The organism is Micromonospora maritima, assembly GCF_902825405.1.
In the GTDB taxonomy this organism is placed as follows: domain Bacteria; phylum Actinomycetota; class Actinomycetes; order Mycobacteriales; family Micromonosporaceae; genus Micromonospora; species Micromonospora maritima.
This window is the reverse complement of the sequence record NZ_CADEAU010000077.1, coordinates 1-16,148: the sequence shown is the minus strand read 5'-3', so window position 1 is coordinate 16,148 and position 16,148 is coordinate 1. Positions and strand designations below refer to the sequence as shown.

Genomic DNA, 16,148 nt, shown 5'->3' with positions numbered 1-16,148 from the left:
GACCTCCGTGCCGGGGAGCCGGGCCGCCGCGTGGGCGGCCTCCGGGAGCGACCGTACGCCTTCCAGGCCGGCGAGCGAAGGCCTGCGTTCGGGCGCCGCCCCCAGCGCGGAGAGCACGGTGGGCAGCAGCGCCGCCGCGGCCATGGCGTAGCCCTCCGCGGACGGGTGGAAGCGGTCCCAGGCGAACATCCGGCCGGGCTCGGCGGCGAAGCGCGGCCCCAGCAGGTCACCGAGGGAGACCGTGCGGCCGCCCGCCTCGACCACCGCCACGGTCTGGGCGGCGGCGAGCTGGCGGCTCCAGCGCCGGGCCAGCCAGCGCAGCGGCGGCTGGATCGGCCGGATCGTGCCCAGGTCGGGGCAGGTGCCGACGACGACCTCGCAGCCGGCGGCGCGCAACGTGCGGACGGCGTCGACCAGGTAGCGCACGGCCAGCGACGGCGGCGTGCGGTTGGTGACGTCGTTGCCGCCGACCAGCACCACGGCCACGTCCGGCTCGACCTCCAGCGCGGATTCCACCTGCGGCTTCAGCCCGGCCGACAGGGCCCCCACCACGGCGAACCGGTGCAGCCGGACCGGCCGGTGCAGCCGGCGCGACAGGCCGGTGGCCAGCAGCGAGCCGGGCGTCTCCCGGCGGCGGTGCACGCCGTAACCGGCGGCCGAGGAGTCACCGAGGATGACCATGGTGACCGGCGGGCCGGGGAGCTTCGCGCCGTAGACGCCGTCGCAGCGGGGCGGCGGGGCCTCGGCCATCGGGATGGTGCGGCGGGCCTGCCGGGCCTGGCCGAGCAGCACTCCGCCGGTGGCGGCCGTGGCCGCCACCGTGGCGCCCGTGCCGATCGCCGCGAGGCGGGCGATCTGCCGGGCGCGGTGCCGGCGGACCGGCGCGACGGAACCAGCGTCCCCCATGAGCCGACAGTATCGCGCCGGTACGACCCCCGCTTCCCGTGATCGGGAGGCTGGGCGGGGGCTCGTCTGGGTATCCGGTGGGGAGCGGACGCGGGCTTGCCCCGGGATCGCACCCTGGTCGGACGGAGAGGGGCGGAGACATGGGGAAGACGTTGAAGCGGAGCGCCGCGTTCGCCGCGCTGGCCCGGGCGCTGGCGGCCGGGGCGCGGAGCGGGCCGTCGCTGGGCGCCCGGTTGGCGGCGCTGCCACGGATGATCCGGGCCACCGCCCGGGGCGAGTACGACGGCGGCGTCCGCCTGGCCCTGATGGCCGGCGCGGCGGCGTACGTGGTCTCCCCGATCGACCTGCTGCCGGAGATCCCGCTGGCGATCTTCGGGCTGGCCGACGACGCGGTCATGGTCACCTGGCTGGCCGGCAGCGTGCTCGCCGAGACCGAACGGTTCCTGGAGTGGGAGGCACGTCGCAGCTCCGTCGTCCCCGGGCACGTGGTGCCCTGACGACACGTACGCTGGGCGGCGAACTGACGGCTGACCGGCCGCCCCACGACGGCGGCGCAACGAAGGGCACAACGAGGTGCAGTACTACGACAACGTCGTCGAGCTGATCGGCAACACCCCGCTGGTACGCCTGCGCAACGTCACCGAGGGCATCCAGGCGACCGTGCTGGCGAAGGTGGAGTACGTCAACCCGGGCGGATCGGTCAAGGACCGGATCGCGCTGCGCATGGTCGAGGACGCCGAGAAGGCGGGCATCCTCGGGCCGGGCGGCACGATCGTGGAGCCGACCAGCGGCAACACCGGCGTCGGGCTGGCCCTGGTGGCCCAGCTCCGGGGCTACCGGTGCGTGTTCGTCTGCCCGGACAAGGTCAGCCAGGACAAGCAGGACGTGCTGCGCGCGTACGGTGCCGAGGTGGTGGTCTGCCCGACCGCCGTCGCGCCGGAGGACCCGCGCTCCTACTACAACGTCTCCGACCGGCTGGCCCGGGAGATCCCCGGCGCGTGGAAGCCCAACCAGTACAGCAACCCGGCCAACCCGCGCTCGCACTACGAGACCACCGGTCCGGAGCTGTGGCGGCAGACCGAAGGAAAGATCACCCACTTCGTCGCGGGCGTCGGCACCGGCGGCACCATCTCGGGCATCGGCCGCTACCTCAAGGAGGCGTCCGAGGGCCGGGTCAAGGTGATCGGCGCGGACCCGGAGGGCTCGGTCTACTCCGGCGGCACCGGCCGGCCCTACCTGGTCGAGGGTGTCGGTGAGGACTTCTGGCCGGAGACGTACGACCGCTCGATCGCGGACGAGATCGTCGAGGTGTCGGACAAGGAGTCGTTCGAGATGACCCGCCGGCTGGCCCGCGAGGAGGGGCTGCTGGTCGGCGGCTCCTGCGGGATGGCCGTGGTGGGGGCGCTGGAGGTGGCCCGCAAGGCTGGCCCGGACGACGTGGTCGTGGTGCTGCTGCCGGACGGCGGCCGGGGCTACCTCTCCAAGATCTTCAACGACGGCTGGATGGCCCGGTACGGCTTCCTGGACGACTCGGGCACCGAGCCGACCGTGGCCGACGCGCTCGGCGGCAAGCCGGGCGGCCTGCCCGAGCTGGTGCACGTGCACCCGACCGAGACGGTCCGCGACGCCATCGACTACATGCGCGAGTACGGCGTCTCCCAGCTCCCGGTGCTCAAGGCCGAGCCGCCGGTGGTGACCGGCGAGGTGGCCGGTTCGATCGCCGAGCGGGACCTGCTCGACGCGCTCTTCACCGGCCAGGCCCACCTGCACGACACGATCGAGCGGCACATGGGCGAGCCGCTGCCGATGATCGGCGGCGGGCAGCCGGTCAGCGAGGCGGTCGGGCTGCTGGAGAAGGCCGACGCGGCGCTGGTGCTGGTCGACGGCAAGCCGAAGGGCGTGCTCACCCGGCAGGACCTGCTCGCCCACCTCGGCGCCCGCTGAGCTTGTAAGGAAGGGCCCCTTCTTAACGCCTGGCGTAGAGGAAGGGGCCCTTCTTAACCCGCCTCACCGGCTGCCCAGCTCCGTCGGGACCGCCACCACGTCCACGTACGCGCCCTTGCGCAGCAGGGTGACCGGCAGCCGGACGCCGATGGCCGGACCGAGCATCAGCCGTTGCAGGCTCTGCCCGTCCTGCACCGGCCGCCCGCCCGCCGACACGATCACGTCACCGAGGTAGATCCCGGCGACCCCGGCCGGGCTGCCGGGCACCACCTCCACCACCCGCAGCCCGCGCCGCTGGCCGGTACGCGCGGTCACCTCAGGCGGCAGCGGCACCGGCGCGCCGGCCACCCCCAGCCAGGCCCGGCGGACCCGCCCCGCGTCGGTCAGGTCGGCGACGATCTGCCGGGTGGTGGGGTTGACCGGCACCGCCAGCCCCAGCCCGTACCCGGCGACCGCGGTGTTGACCCCGACGACGCGACCGGCGGAGTCGGCGAGCGCCCCGCCCGAGTTGCCGGGGTTGAGTGCGGCGTCGGTCTGGATGACGTCCTCGATCAGCCGGACCAGCCGCCCGTCCCGCGCGGGCAGCGACCGGCCCAGCCCGGAGACCACCCCGGCGGTGACCGAGCCGGCGAGCCCCATCGGGTTGCCGACCGCGACCACCAGTTGGCCGATCCGCAGCCGGTCGGCGTCGCCCAGCTCGACCGGCGGCACACCCGACTCGTCGGCGCGCAGCACGGCCAGGTCCGACAGCGGGTCGGCGCCGACCACCCGGAACCGGGTCTCGGTGCCGTCGCCGAAGGCGGCCACGCCACCGTTCGCGCCCTGCACGACGTGCGCGCTGGTCAGCAGCAGCCCGTCCGGCCCGATCACGACGGCCGAGCCGGCGCCCGCGCCACGCGCGGTCCGCACCGACAGGGCCGCCACCGCGGGCAGCACCCGCGCCGCCACACCGGTCACCACCCGGGAGTACGCGTCGAGCGCGGCGTCCTCCGCCCGCTCGCTGTCCTCGGTCTCCTCCATGTCGCCAGCAACGCGCGCCCGTCCGCGCCCATGCCCGACTCCGCTGACAGCGAACGGGCGCGGGGTTAAAAAGGGGCCCTTCCTCTACCGAATCCGTTAAGAAGGGGCCCTTCCTTACACCTCACGCGCGTAGCGCACCTGGGGCACCAGCGCCGGGCCGATCCGGTCGTCGCGGCTCGCGCCGGTGGCCCGCCAGCCGCCGCGCTCGTAGAACCGGCGCGCGTGGGCGTTGTCGCGCAGCACCCACAGCACCGCGCGGGTCCACGAACGGGCCCGCATCGCGTCCAGCGCGTCCACCATGAGCGCCCGCCCGGTGCCCCGGCCCTGCTCGTCCGGCTCCAGGTGGATCGCGTTGAGCAGCCCGGTCGCCGGGTCGCCCTCGTCGTCCGGTCCCAGGTAGCTGAAGCCGACCAGTCGCCCGTCCCGCTCGGCCACGGTCATCCGGTGGTCCGCGCCCTCCCAGGTCAGCCGTTCCACCCAGTAGCGTCCCATCGCCTCCGGCGTCGGATCGGCAAGGGCCTCGGGCGGCAGGATCGACGAGTACGCCGCCACCCGGGAGCGCTGGTGCAGGGCGCCGACCGCCATCAGGTCGGCCTCGGTCGCGGACCGTAGGGAGAGTGTCACCCGGGCGACGGTACCCGCCGGGGCGGCACCTGTACCGTCTGGAGATCCTCGGCGATCACCAGATCACCGGTGAAGTGCTCCCGGGCCTCGTCGTGGAAGCGGCGCGGGTCGGCGTACCGCTGGGAGAAGTGGGTGAGCACGAGCGTGCGTACCCCGGACTCGGTCGCCACCCGGGCGGCCTGGCCGGCGGTGAGGTGGCCGACCTCGGCGGCGAGGGCGGCCTCCGACTCCAGGAACGTCGACTCGATCACCAGCAGGTCGGCGTGCTCGGCCAGCGCGTACACGCCGTCGCAGAGCCCGGTGTCCATCACGAACGCGAACCGCTGCCCCGGCCGGGTCACGCTCACCTCGTCCCGGGTGACGCGGCGCCCGTCGCGGTCCAGGTGGCCGTCGCGCAGCAGCCGCCCCACGTCCGGACCGGCGATGCCGTACGCGGCGAGCCGCTCCGGCAGCATCCGGCAGCCGTCCGGCTCGACCAGGCGGTAGCCGTACGTCTCGATCGGGTGCCGCAGCCGGCGGGCCTCCAGCGTGCCGATGCCCAGCGTGATCCGCTGCCCGTCGGCGTCGATCGGCTCGACGGCCAGCTCGGCGGTCTCGTAGAAGCTGGACGCGTGCCGCAGCCGGGCGAAGTAGTCGGCGCCGCCGGCCGGGAAGTGCACCGCCACCGGACGCGGCACGCGGTCCAGCGAGAGCCGCTGGATCATGCCGGGCAGGCCCAGGCAGTGGTCGCCGTGGAAGTGGGTGACGCAGATCCGGGTCAGGTCGGTGGCGGTCACCCCGGTGTGCAGCATCTGGCGTTGGCTGCCCTCGCCCGGGTCGAAGAGGATCACCTCGTCGTCCCAGCGCAGCAGGTAGCCGTTGTGGTTGCGCTGCCGGGTCGGCGCCTGACTGGCCGTACCGAGCACCACCAGCTCACGCATGGACACGGCATCCTCCGAAAGACAAAAAGCGACCCCCGGGGCTTCCGCGCTCGCGCGCGGGCCGGCTGGACTGGGCCGGCACCCCGGGGGTCGGGTGGCTGTCGTGGTTTCGCCGCACCGCTGCCACACGGTCTCGACGATCATGCAGTGCCCGCCTCGCGGCGGACGGTTTTCACTGTCGAGGACAGCGGCTAGCGGACAGCCACCTCACGAGTCCGATTGCTATACAAGTCTGGACCACCTCCTTTCCCGTGTACCGCCACGCTATCCACTTCCCGGGCGTCACGGCAACGGATTTCGATCACAGGCGGACGGGAGCCGTCGAGCGCGCTCCGGTCGGGACGCGGGTTCGCGCCGCCTTTCGAGCTGATAGCACGAACGACTCGCGCTCCCACACGACGTGCGGCCGGACCCGACTCGGGGCCGGCCCTCGACCACCGGCCACCGGCCCTCGACCACCGGCCACCGGCCCTCGACCACCGACCACCGGCCACCGGCCCTCGACCACCGACCACCGGCCACCGGCCCTCGGCCACCGGCCGGCGACGGCGTGTGAGTCGTTTCTGTTATCAGCTCGAAAGGCGGCGACCCGGCTCCGCCGTCGGTGCCCCGTCACCGAACGCGAGCCGCGCCCGGCGCGCCCGGGACCGGCCGGCCCCCGGGCAGAGGGGCCGGCCAGGTGACGCTCACTCCAGGCCGATCGGGCCCTCGCGCGGGCCCTCCTCGTGCGCCGGCTGCACCGCAAGCGACGGGAAGTCGGCCAGGTCGCCCTCCGGCTCGGCGTCCCACTCGGGGAAGACCAGCGGGCTCTGCAGGTAGAGGCAGAGCAGTTGGGCGAGCTGGTGCAGGCCGTCGAGGTGGGTGCGCTCGTGCCCGTGGGTGGCGTCCACGCCGAAGCCGAGCAGCGCCACCCGGGCGTGTGCCCCGGCCTCGACCGCCGAGGCGGCGTCCGAGCGGTAGTAGTCGAAGACGTCCCGGACCAGGTCGACGCCGTGCTCCTTGGCGATCGAGGCCAGGTTGCGGGTGAGGTGGTAGTCGAACGGGCCGACCCCGTCGCCCATCGCCAGCGTGGCCGCGGTCTCCCGCGACTGCTGGCCCGGCGCGACCACCGCCGCGTCCACCGAGACGATCTCCGCCACGTCCGGGTCCAGCCCGTGGCTGGCGCCGTGGCCGATCTCCTCGGTGACGGTGACCAGCAGGTGCGCGGTGACCGCCGGGGTGACCCCGGCGTCGACCATCGCCTTGAACGCGGTCAGCACCGCGGCCACCCCGGCCTTGTCGTCCAGGTGCCGGGACTTGACGTATCCGCTCGGGGTGATGGTCGGGTTGGGCAGCAGCGCGACGAAGTCCCCGGCGTCGATGCCGAGCGCGCGGAGGCCGGCCTCGTCGTGCACCGGCTCGTCGACCCGGACCTCGACCAGCTCCCAGCCGACGCCCTGGAGGTCGACCGCCTCGTTGTAGCGGTGCCCGCTGGCCTTGAGCGGCAGCACCTGGCCGGTGACCACCCGGTCCAGGTCGTCGGTGAAGATCCGCACGTGCGCGCCCTCGGCGAACCGGGCGCTGTGCGTGCCGATCGGATTGATCTCCAGCCGGCCGTTCTCCTTGAGCCGCTTGACCATGCCGCCGATGGTGTCGGTGTGCACCACGACCGCGCGGTCGGCGCCCGTCGACCGGGGGCCGGGCAGGCAGGCGCTCAGCGCCCCGCGCCGGGTCAGCGTGGAGCTGATCCCGAGCGCGGAGAGCCGCTCGCCCACGTACTGCTGGATGTGGTCGGTACGCCCGGACGGGCTGGGGATCTCCAGCAGTTCCACCAGCACCTGGCGCAGGTATTCGAGGTCGAGCTTGAGCGGTTGGGGTTTGCGTGCGGTCATGCCCCTGAGCCTGCCGCACCGGCCGGCGACCAGAGTCGCTGCGGTGCCCGCGTGCCCGGGAAGAGCAGGTCGACGAAGCGTTCGGCGGTCGGCTGCGGCTCGTGGTTGGCCAGCCCGGGCCGCTCGTTGGCCTCGATGAACACGTGCTCCGGCGCGTCCGGGGCGGGAACCAGGAGGTCCAGCCCGGTGACCGGGATGTCCAGCGCCCGGCTGGCCGTCACGCACGCCTCGGCGATCGCCGGGTGCAGCTCGGCGGTCACGTCGTGGATGGTTCCGCCGGTGTGCAGGTTGGCCGTCCGCCGCACGGCCAGCACCTCGCCCTCCGGCAGGACGTCGTGCATCTGGTAGCCGGCCTCGGCCACCACCTCACGGGTCATGTCGTCGATCGGGATCCGGGACTCGCCGCCGGTGGCGGCGGCCCGGCGCCGGCTCTGCCGCTCGATCAGCTCGGTGACGTCGTGCACCCCGTCGCCGGTGATCTGCGCCGGGCGGCGGACCGCGGCGGCCACCACCTCGTGGTCGATCACCACCACGCGCAGGTCCTCGCCCGCGCGCAGTTCCTCGATCAGCACGTCCGGGCAGAAGCGCCGGGCCAGCTCGACGGCGGCGGTCAACGCCTCCGGCGTCCGCACGCCGACGGTGATGCCGTTGCCCTGCTCGCCCCGCGCCGGCTTGACCACCACCGGGCCCACGTCGTTGAGGAACGCGACGTCGTCGGGCTCGCCGGTGGCGGTGCGGCCGCGCGGCACGGACAGCCCCGCCTCGGTGAGGATGCGCCGGGTCACCCGCTTGTCGTCGCAGCGGCTCATCGCCACCGCCGAGGTCAGCTCCGACAGCGACTCGCGGGTGTGCACGGTCCGGCCGCCGCTGCTCAGCTTCAGCTCACCCCAGTGCGGGTCGGTGACCTCCACCCGGATGCCGCGCCGCATCGCCTCGTCCGCGACGATCTTCGCGTACGGGTTCAGCTCGTCGTACCCCTCCGGCATGGCCGGCAGGAACAGGCGCTCGTTGATCGGGTTCTTCCGCTTGACGCAGAGCGTGCCGGTGCGGTGGAAGCCGAGCCGCTCGTAGAGCCGGATCGCGCCCGAGTTCTCGGCCAGCACGGACAGGTCCACGTACGCCCGGCCGCGCGCGTCGAGCTGGTCGGCGAGCGCGGTGAGCAGCGCCTGGCCGGTGCCGGGCGGCGCGGTGTTGAAGTCGACGGTCAGGCACCAGAGGCTCGCGCCGTTCTCCGGGTCGTCGAAGACCGCGACGTGATCCACGCCGGTGATGGTGCCCACCACCTCACCGGTGGCGTCCTCGGCCACCAGGTGCAGGAACCGGTTCGTGCCGGCGTTGTCCACCAGCACCTCGACCGGGGCGGTGACCATGCCGTTGCGCGCGTAGATCCGGTTCACCGCCTCCGCGTCGGCGGCGTCGCGCAGCGGCCGGACGGTCAGTCCGGGCACCTCGCCGCCCTCGGTGGCGGCGGGCCGCTTCTCGCCCAGCGGCAGTCGGTACGTCAGCGACGGGTCGATGAACAGCTCGTCCGGCAGCCGGGAGACCAGCACGTGCGGGTCGCGCAGGTAGATGCAGATGTCCCGGGCGCCGACCGCCTCGGAGCGCAGCACGTCGGCCACGTGCACCTGGTCGTCGAACGTCTGCCCGAACACCAGCCGGCCCCAGCCGCAGTCCAGCACCACGCCCGAGGCGTCGGTGGACCCGGTCTCCGGCTGCCGCGGCTCCGGCGTACCCGGTGCGACCGGGTCACCGCCGGGGCCGGTGCGTTCCCGGCGGCGCCCCAGCACCCGTTCCCGGTCGGTACGCGCCGTGCCGGTGGCGAGAGTGTCGGTCATGGTCAGTCGATTCCGTGGCTCTGGAGCCACATTTCCAGGAGTCCCAGTTGCCACAGCTTGTTTCCGTTCAACGGGGTCAGTTCGGCGTTCGGGTCGGCGAGCAGCGCGTCGACGTAGTCGCCGCGGAACAGGTCACGCCGGCGCGCCTCGGGCGCGGTGAGCGCGTCGCGTACGCGGTCGAGGAGCTTGCCCTCCAGGTGGGTGAGGCCGGGCACCGGGAAGTAGCCCTTGGGCCGGTCGATGACCTCGTGCGGCAGGACCCGGCGGCCGATCTCCTTGAGCACGCCCTTGCCGCCCTGGGCCAGCTTCAGTTCGGGCGGGCAGCTCGCGGCCAGTTCCACGAACTCGTGGTCGAGGAACGGCACCCGGGCCTCCAGGCCGTGCGCCATGGTCATGTTGTCGACCCGCTTCACCGGGTCGTCGGTCAGCATGACCTGGGTGTCGATCCGCAGGCCGGCGTCCACCGCGGTCTCCGCGCCCGGCCGGCCCAGGTGCGCGGCCACGAACTCGCGCGCCGGGTCGCCGTCGGCCAACCAGTCCGGGTTGAGCACCCGGGCCAGTCCGGCCGCGTCGCGGTCGAAGAAAGCCTTCGCGTACGTCTCGAGCGCCTGCGCGCGGTCCACCCCGGAAAGCGGCGGGTACCAGTGGTAGCCGCCCAGGATCTCGTCCGCGCCCTGGCCCGACTGGACCACCTTGACGTGCTTCGCGACCTCCTGGCTGAGCAGCCAGAACGCGACGCAGTCGTGGCTCACCATCGGCTCGCTCATGGACGCGACGGCGGCCTCCAGCGGCGGCAGCAGGTCGCCGGTGGGTACCCGGATCTGGTGGTGGTCGGTGCCGAACGTCTTCGCCACCAGGTCGGAGTAGACGAACTCGTCGCCCTCGCGTCCGCCGACCGCGTCGAAGCCGATGGAGAACGTGGCCAGGCCGGAGCGGGCCTGCCCCTCGCCGGCGAGCAGCGCGACCACCAGGCTGGAGTCGAGGCCGCCGGAGAGCAGCACACCCACCGGCACGTCGGCCACCATCCGGCGGCGGACGGCGGTGGTCAGCGAGTCGAGCAGCGCGTCCTGCCAGTCCCGCTCGGACCAGCCGGCCCGCTCGGCCGCGCGGCCGAAGGTCGGGTCCCAGTAGACCCGCTCCCGGGTGGTGCCGTCCGCCTCGTAGACCCGGACCGTGGCCGGGGGCAGCTTGGTGACGCCGCGCAGGATGGTCCGGGGCGGCGGCACGATGCTGTGGAAGCTCAGGTAGTGGGCGAGCGCCACCCGGTCGATCGTGGTGTCCACGCCGCCACCGGCGAGCAGCGCCGGCAGGGTCGAGGCGAAGCGCACCACGCCGGGGCTCTCGGCCAGGTAGAGCGGCTTGATGCCGAGGCGGTCCCGGGCCAGCACCAGGCGGCCGGTGTCGCGCTCGCTGATCGCCACGGCGAACATGCCGACCAGGTGGTCGACGAAGTCGAGCCCCCACTCGGCGTACGCCTTGACCACGACCTCGCTGTCGCCGGCGGAGAAGAAGCGGTGGCCCTTGGCCTGCAGCTCCGCGCGCAGCTCGCGGTAGTTGTAGATGCAGCCGTTGAAGACGCCGGTGAGTCCGGCGGCGGCATCGACGATCGGTTGGCCGCTGGCGGCGGACAAGTCGATGATCTTGAGGCGCCGGTGTCCCAGCGCGGTCGGGCCCTGCGACCAGACGCCGCTGTCGTCGGGCCCTCGGTCACTCATCGTGGCCGCCATCCGCTCCACGGCCGAGACATCGGCGCGTGAACCGTCACGGCGGAACTCTCCCGCAAGTCCGCACATGCGAGCCAATGCTGCCAGAGGTTGTTGCAGTTCGCCTGTTGAGACGATGACGAACGTGTGACAGCTTGCTACGATGCCCCGCCACGCACGGTGGTTGCCTGTCACGCCTCTGGTTCCTGCCTCGCTCCACCCGATGTCGGAAATCAGCTCCGGCAATGCTGTGAGGAACGCCGCACCCGCCGCCGCGCGCGTCACCGCCCACGGTTCGCCGACGATCTTGCAGTTTGGTGCCCCCGAAGGTGCGCAAAAGGGACAATCAGCGGGCCCGAACTACAAGATCGCGCGACCCTGGTGAACGGTGTTCTACCGCGATCGCCTAGCCCGCCGATCGCTGTAGAAGCTGTCGGGACGACTCGAAGCCCAGCCGTTCGTACACCGGGACCGCCTTGTGCCCGGATTGAACCGTCACGCGGAGAGATCCGAGGTGTGCCGCATGCCCCGACGCCGCCTCCACGAGCGCCGAGCCGATCCCCTGGCCTCGCTGATCCGGCATGACGAAGACGCTCTGGATGTCTGCGGACAGCCGACTTGTCGCTCCAGGTCGCGGGACGCGAGGGACGAGCGCGAGCCAGGCCATGCCGACGATCTCCGGTCGGTGGAGTCGAGCGACGAAGGCCAGATGCGAGTTCTGGTGGGCTGCCCACCACTGCGCAAGGTCCGCCGTGAACGCCTCGACGGACAGACGTGCTGGTTCCTCGTGGAGCGTGTCCAGCCACAGCAGCCGGGCCAGATCTGCAACGTCGTCGGCGCTCGCCTGACTGATCTTCACGAGGTGAGCTTGTCACGGTCGTTAAGCGCGCCGGTCGCACCAAGCTGGCGCTGGCGCGGATCCGCGGATCCGCGCCAGCGCCATGCGGGGGTCAGGCCGTGCGGGCCACGCCGACCGGGCAGCTCAGCCCGTTCGGGCCGTGGTTGCAGTAGCCGTTCGGGTTCTTCGTCGGGGCCAGGTACTGCTGGTGGTAGTCCTCGGCGAAGTAGTAGTCGCCGAGCGGGGCGATCTCCGTGGTGATCTCACCCTTGCCGGCCCGGGCCACGATCGGCGCGAACGCGTCCCGCGACGCCTCGGCGGTGGCGCGCTGCTCGTCCGTCGTGGTGTAGATGGCGGACCGGTACTGGGTGCCCACGTCGTTGCCCTGGCGCATGCCCTGGGTCGGGTCGTGGTTCTCCCAGAAGACCTTGAGCAGGTCCTCGTAGGCGATCTTCGACGGGTCGTAGACCACCTGGACCACCTCGGCGTGCCCGGTCATGCCGGAGCAGACCTCCTCGTACGTCGGGTTGGTGGTGTAGCCACCCGCGTAGCCGGCGGACGTGGTGATCACGCCGGGGAGGGTCCAGAACAGCCGCTCGGCACCCCAGAAACAGCCCATGCCGAAGACGGCGACCTGGGCGCCCTCGGGGAAGGGGCCCTTCAGCGAAGCGGGCAGCACCTCGTGCCGGTCGGCGATCGGCATGGCGATCGGGCGACCCGACAGGGCCTGGTCAGGAGAGATCATCTCGGCCTTCATGCGGCGGAGGAACACGGTGGGACTCCTCTCTTGGCTTTCCCAACGTGTGCAACAGCGTCGGCTCCCGGTTCCTTACCCGCCCATTCGGTGCTCAGGCCAGCGCCGCGGAGATCCGGGCGGCGAAGCCGGCCGCCTCGGCGTCGTCGGCGTAGCGGGTGCGGGGCCAGAAGAAGCCGCGCAGCCCGTCACCCTTGGTCCGGGGCGCGACGTGGGTGTGCAGGTGCGGGACGGACTGGGACACCCGGTTGTTCATCGCCACGAACGTGCCACCCGACCCCAGACCGGACTCGACGGCCACCGCGATCCGCCGCACCAGCCGGAAGTAGCCGGGCAGCGCGTCGTCCGGCAGGTCGGACAGGGTGACCAGGTGCGTGCGGGGCACCACCAGCACGTGCCCCTTGAACACCGGTCGGGTGTCGAGGAACGCCACCCCGTCCGGCTCGTCGGTCACCACGAAGGCCGGCACCTCACCGGCCACGATTCCGCAGAACACGCACCCGTCCATCCCCACAAGTTAGGCCGACGCACCCGCGCCTGCCGCGTTGATCATGGAACCCGGCGGCGACATGTCGGACGGCGATCACCGTCGACTTCATGGTGATCCACCATGCGTGAACGAAAGAGTCAGGAGCCGTCGAGGTAGGTGTCCCAGTCGCCGTCGGGGATGCCGGTCGGGCCGGTCTCGCCGTTGGCTAGGCGCATCCGGATGTCTGCCTCCCATCGCAGCGCCCATCCGCGCAACTCGTCGACCTGCTGCTCGGTGAGCCCGTACGAATGGAATGTCCGGCTGTCCCGCTCCACTACGCCACCCAAGCGGTCGGCTAGCTCCTCGAGTGAGAAGCCGGCGGTGTGGCGGGCGCCGAGATGCTCCAACTCCGACCAGGTGAGCCGCTCAGCGGCTGCACGGACGTCGATGTAGTCCCGATGCGCGGCACGGTCGTGCAGCGCGCGGACCTTCAGGCCGACCGCGTCCTCGAAGGCCAGCACCGGGCCCAGCGCCATGCGGGCGGGCGGCGCGAGTGCCTCTTTGAGCAGGTCGACCTCACAAGAAGAGGCGTCGTCCGAGATCAGCAGGCGAGCCATGCGCGGCGTCGACTCGATGATCCGAGCGGAGAACCCGGCCACGACGTAGGCGGCGGCGAGACGGTCCGCCACGGCATCGAGTGGCATCGCGGCGGCCGTCGCGAAGTCGATGTCCTGGGAAGGCCGGTCGACCAGATCGTGGGCGCACATGGCGTAGCCGCCGGCGAGCATCAGTCCCAGGTCGTCACCGGCGGTGAAACCGATCTGCAGCAGGCGACGGTGCAGTGCGTCGATCACGTCGGGACGAGGTCGGGCAGTTGCCGCTCCCACAGCCGGATCACTCGGCGCGCGGTCAACCGTCGAATACGCGGCCAGTCCTGGCGAAGCAGCGCGGCGTTTACGTATCTGATGATGTCGTCCCGCTGGCCGCAGTCCAGCAGGAGGCAATAAAGGGTCAGTCGCTCACCCGGGTCGCCCACGTCGTAGTCGCCGGGGCCCGACCAGGCGAGGCGCACGGGCAAGCTGACCCGCCCCGACCGCGGGCCGCTCAGGAGACCCAGCGAGGCCGGGATGCGGTCGGCGACGCCGTGCAGGCGAGAGGGGAGCGCCTCGGTCGTACTCACCGGACCAGTATGGCCGACCGCCCCGACAACCCGCGGTTGTGACCCGCGCCCGGGTTCCCCGCACCGCTACGGACCGGCGGACTAACGTCTGCGGCATGAGTCACGGCTTCGAGACGCTCGCCATCCACGCCGGTCAGGACCCCGAGGCCCGCACCGGTGCGGTGATCCCGCCGATCTACCAGACCAGCACCTACGCCCAGGACGCCGTCGGGGCGCCGCGCGAGGGCTACGAGTACAGCCGCTCCGGCAACCCCACCCGGGACGCGTTGCAGGAGTGCCTGGCCGCGCTGGAGGGCGGCCCGGTGGCGCTCGCCTTCGCCAGCGGCCTGGCCGCCGAGGACACCCTGCTGCGCACCGTGTGCAAGCCGGGCGACCACGTGGTCATCCCGGACGACGCCTACGGCGGCACCTACCGGCTCTTCGCCAAGGTGGCCGAGCGCTGGGGCCTGGCGTACACCCCGGCGAAGGTCTCCGACCCGGACGCCGTGCGCGCGGCGATCCGCCCGGGCTCCACCCGGATCGTCTGGGTGGAGACGCCGACCAACCCGCTGCTCGGCATCGCCGACATCGCCGCGCTGGCCGCCGTGGCGCACGACGCCGGCGCGCTGCTGGTGGTCGACAACACGTTCGCCTCGCCGTACCTGCAGCAGCCGATCGCGTTCGGCGCGGACGTGGTGGTGCACTCCACCACCAAGTACGTCGGCGGACACTCCGACGTGGTCGGCGGCGCGCTGGTCGCCGCGGACCGCACGCTCGGCGAGGAGCTGCGCTACCACCAGAACGCGATGGGCGCGGTCAACGGGCCGTTCGACGCGTGGCTCACCCTGCGCGGCATCAAGACCCTCGGGGTACGGATGGACCGGCACTGCGACAACGCCGAGCGGATCGCGGCCTACCTGGACGGACACGCGAAGGTCGGCCAGGTGATCTATCCGGGCCTGCCGTCGCACCCGGGGCACGAGGTGGCGGCCAAGCAGATGCGCCGGTTCGGCGGCATGATCTCGTTCCGCGCGGCGGGCGGCGAGGAGCACGCCGTCCAGATCTGCAACTCCACCCGGCTGTTCGTGCTCGCCGAGTCGCTCGGCGGCGTGGAATCCCTGATCGAGCACCCGGGCCGGATGACACACGCGAGCGCTGCCGGCTCGCCGCTTGAAGTTCCCGGCGATCTCGTGCGACTGTCTGTCGGCATCGAGACGGTCGACGACCTGCTCGCCGATCTGGAGCAGGCGCTGGGCTGACCGCTGGACGGGGAGGGTGGCAGTGCCGGACATCTTGCCGACGACCTGGGTCGGGGCGACCGCGAAGCAGATCGCCCGCGCGGTCCGCCGCGGCGACGCCTCCGCCACGCAGGTGGTCGCCGACCACCTCGAACACGCCGCCCGGGTCGACGCCGAGCTGGCCGCGTTCCGCACGGTACGCGGCGGCGAGGCGATCACCGAGGCGGAGAAGGTCGACGAGCAGGAGGAACTGGCCGACCTGCCGCTGGCCGGGGTGCCGGTGGCGGTCAAGGAGAACACGCCCGTCGCCGGGCTGCCCACCTGGAACGGGTCCGCCGCGATGCGTACCCCGGTGGCCGAGGCCGACCACGAGGTGGTCCGCCGGTTGCGCGGCGCGGGCGCGGTGATCCTCGGCGTGACCCGGATGCCGGAGCTGGGCCTGTGGGCCCTCACCGACGACGACACCGGGGTGACCCGCAACCCGTGGGACCTGTCGCGTACCCCCGGCGGCTCCTCCGGCGGCGCGGCCGCCGCGGTGGCCGCCGGGCTGGTGCCGATGGCCCACGGCAACGACGGCCTCGGCTCGATCCGCATCCCGGCGGCCTGCTGCGGTCTGGTCGGGCTCAAGCCCGGCCGGGGCGTGGTGCCCTGCCAGCTCGGCGCGGACGACTGGTTCGGCCTCACCGAGCACGGCATGCTGACCGGGACGGTCGCCGACGCGGTGGTCGGATTCTCGGTGCTGGCCGGTCGCCGGCCGGACCGGCTGGTCCCGCCGCCGCGCCTGCGGGTGGGTGTCTCGTTGCGCTCCCCGGTGCGCGGCGTCTCCCCGGACGCGCCGAACCGCGACGCGGTCGCCGCGGCCGGCCG

Annotated in this window: 16 protein-coding genes; 4 read left to right on the top strand and 12 right to left on the bottom strand. The window is 72.7% G+C overall.

Annotated features, from left to right (window positions below):
* On the bottom strand, positions 1 to 906 hold a 906-nt coding region (locus tag HUW36_RS10620; protein WP_174527986.1), incomplete at its 3' end, for an SGNH/GDSL hydrolase family protein.
* Positions 907 to 1,046: 140 nt separating this feature from the next.
* On the opposite strand from HUW36_RS10620, the gene HUW36_RS10615 reads away from it, so the two are divergent.
* Positions 1,047 to 1,403, top strand: a complete 357-nt coding sequence (locus tag HUW36_RS10615; RefSeq protein WP_174527985.1) for a YkvA family protein — start codon at positions 1,047 to 1,049, stop codon at positions 1,401 to 1,403.
* A 76-nt stretch (positions 1,404 to 1,479) separates the two neighbouring features.
* Positions 1,480 to 2,850, top strand: coding sequence for a cystathionine beta-synthase (locus tag HUW36_RS10610; protein ID WP_174527984.1), 1,371 nt, complete (start codon positions 1,480 to 1,482; stop codon positions 2,848 to 2,850).
* A 63-nt stretch (positions 2,851 to 2,913) separates the two neighbouring features.
* On the opposite strand, the gene HUW36_RS10605 is transcribed toward HUW36_RS10610, so the two are convergent.
* From HUW36_RS10605 to HUW36_RS10555, 11 genes are all read right to left on the bottom strand, one after another.
* Positions 2,914 to 3,870, bottom strand: a complete 957-nt coding sequence (locus tag HUW36_RS10605; RefSeq protein WP_174527983.1) for a S1C family serine protease — start codon at positions 3,868 to 3,870, stop codon at positions 2,914 to 2,916.
* A 114-nt stretch (positions 3,871 to 3,984) separates the two neighbouring features.
* On the bottom strand, positions 3,985 to 4,494 hold the full coding sequence (locus HUW36_RS10600; RefSeq protein WP_174527982.1) for a GNAT family N-acetyltransferase: 510 nt from the start codon (positions 4,492 to 4,494) through the stop codon (positions 3,985 to 3,987).
* Complete coding sequence (locus HUW36_RS10595; RefSeq protein ID WP_174527981.1) at positions 4,491 to 5,420, bottom strand: ribonuclease Z; 930 nt, start codon at positions 5,418 to 5,420, stop codon at positions 4,491 to 4,493. Before HUW36_RS10595 ends, HUW36_RS10600 begins: the two co-directional genes overlap by 4 nt.
* Before the next feature lie 680 nt (positions 5,421 to 6,100).
* On the bottom strand, positions 6,101 to 7,285 hold the full coding sequence (locus HUW36_RS10590) for an osmoprotectant NAGGN system M42 family peptidase (protein ID WP_174527980.1): 1,185 nt from the start codon (positions 7,283 to 7,285) through the stop codon (positions 6,101 to 6,103).
* Positions 7,282 to 9,120: an N-acetylglutaminylglutamine synthetase gene (gene ngg / locus HUW36_RS10585; protein WP_174527979.1), complete on the bottom strand. Its 1,839-nt coding sequence runs from the start codon at positions 9,118 to 9,120 to the stop codon at positions 7,282 to 7,284. The genes HUW36_RS10590 and ngg overlap by 4 nt, the downstream gene beginning before the upstream one ends.
* Positions 9,121 to 9,122: 2 nt before the next feature.
* Complete coding sequence (locus HUW36_RS10580; protein ID WP_174527978.1) at positions 9,123 to 10,913, bottom strand: N-acetylglutaminylglutamine amidotransferase; 1,791 nt, start codon at positions 10,911 to 10,913, stop codon at positions 9,123 to 9,125.
* 316 nt (positions 10,914 to 11,229) lie between these two features.
* Positions 11,230 to 11,682 carry a GNAT family N-acetyltransferase gene (locus HUW36_RS10575; RefSeq protein ID WP_174527977.1) on the bottom strand — a complete coding sequence of 151 codons (453 nt, stop codon included), beginning with the start codon at positions 11,680 to 11,682 and terminating at the stop codon, positions 11,230 to 11,232.
* A 91-nt stretch (positions 11,683 to 11,773) separates the two neighbouring features.
* Positions 11,774 to 12,433, bottom strand: coding sequence for a peptide-methionine (S)-S-oxide reductase MsrA (gene msrA / locus HUW36_RS10570; protein ID WP_174527976.1), 660 nt, complete (start codon positions 12,431 to 12,433; stop codon positions 11,774 to 11,776).
* 76 nt (positions 12,434 to 12,509) lie between these two features.
* The gene (locus HUW36_RS10565) at positions 12,510 to 12,923 is read right to left on the bottom strand and encodes an HIT family protein (protein WP_174527975.1); all 414 of its coding nucleotides are present in this window, start codon (positions 12,921 to 12,923) and stop codon (positions 12,510 to 12,512) included.
* 119 nt (positions 12,924 to 13,042) lie between these two features.
* On the bottom strand, positions 13,043 to 13,738 hold the full coding sequence (locus HUW36_RS10560; protein ID WP_174527974.1) for a nucleotidyl transferase AbiEii/AbiGii toxin family protein: 696 nt from the start codon (positions 13,736 to 13,738) through the stop codon (positions 13,043 to 13,045).
* On the bottom strand, positions 13,735 to 14,064 hold the full coding sequence (locus HUW36_RS10555; protein ID WP_174527973.1) for a hypothetical protein: 330 nt from the start codon (positions 14,062 to 14,064) through the stop codon (positions 13,735 to 13,737). Before HUW36_RS10555 ends, HUW36_RS10560 begins: the two co-directional genes overlap by 4 nt.
* Positions 14,065 to 14,159: 95 nt before the next feature.
* Here HUW36_RS10555 and HUW36_RS10550 point away from each other — a divergent pair, with 95 nt between their 5' ends.
* Together HUW36_RS10550 and HUW36_RS10545 are read left to right on the top strand one after the other, a co-directional pair.
* On the top strand, positions 14,160 to 15,302 hold the full coding sequence (locus HUW36_RS10550; protein WP_174527972.1) for a cystathionine gamma-synthase: 1,143 nt from the start codon (positions 14,160 to 14,162) through the stop codon (positions 15,300 to 15,302).
* A gap of 16 nt (positions 15,303 to 15,318) precedes the next feature.
* Positions 15,319 to 16,148 (top strand): amidase (locus tag HUW36_RS10545; RefSeq protein ID WP_246248053.1); only part of this gene is annotated, 830 nt, incomplete at its 3' end.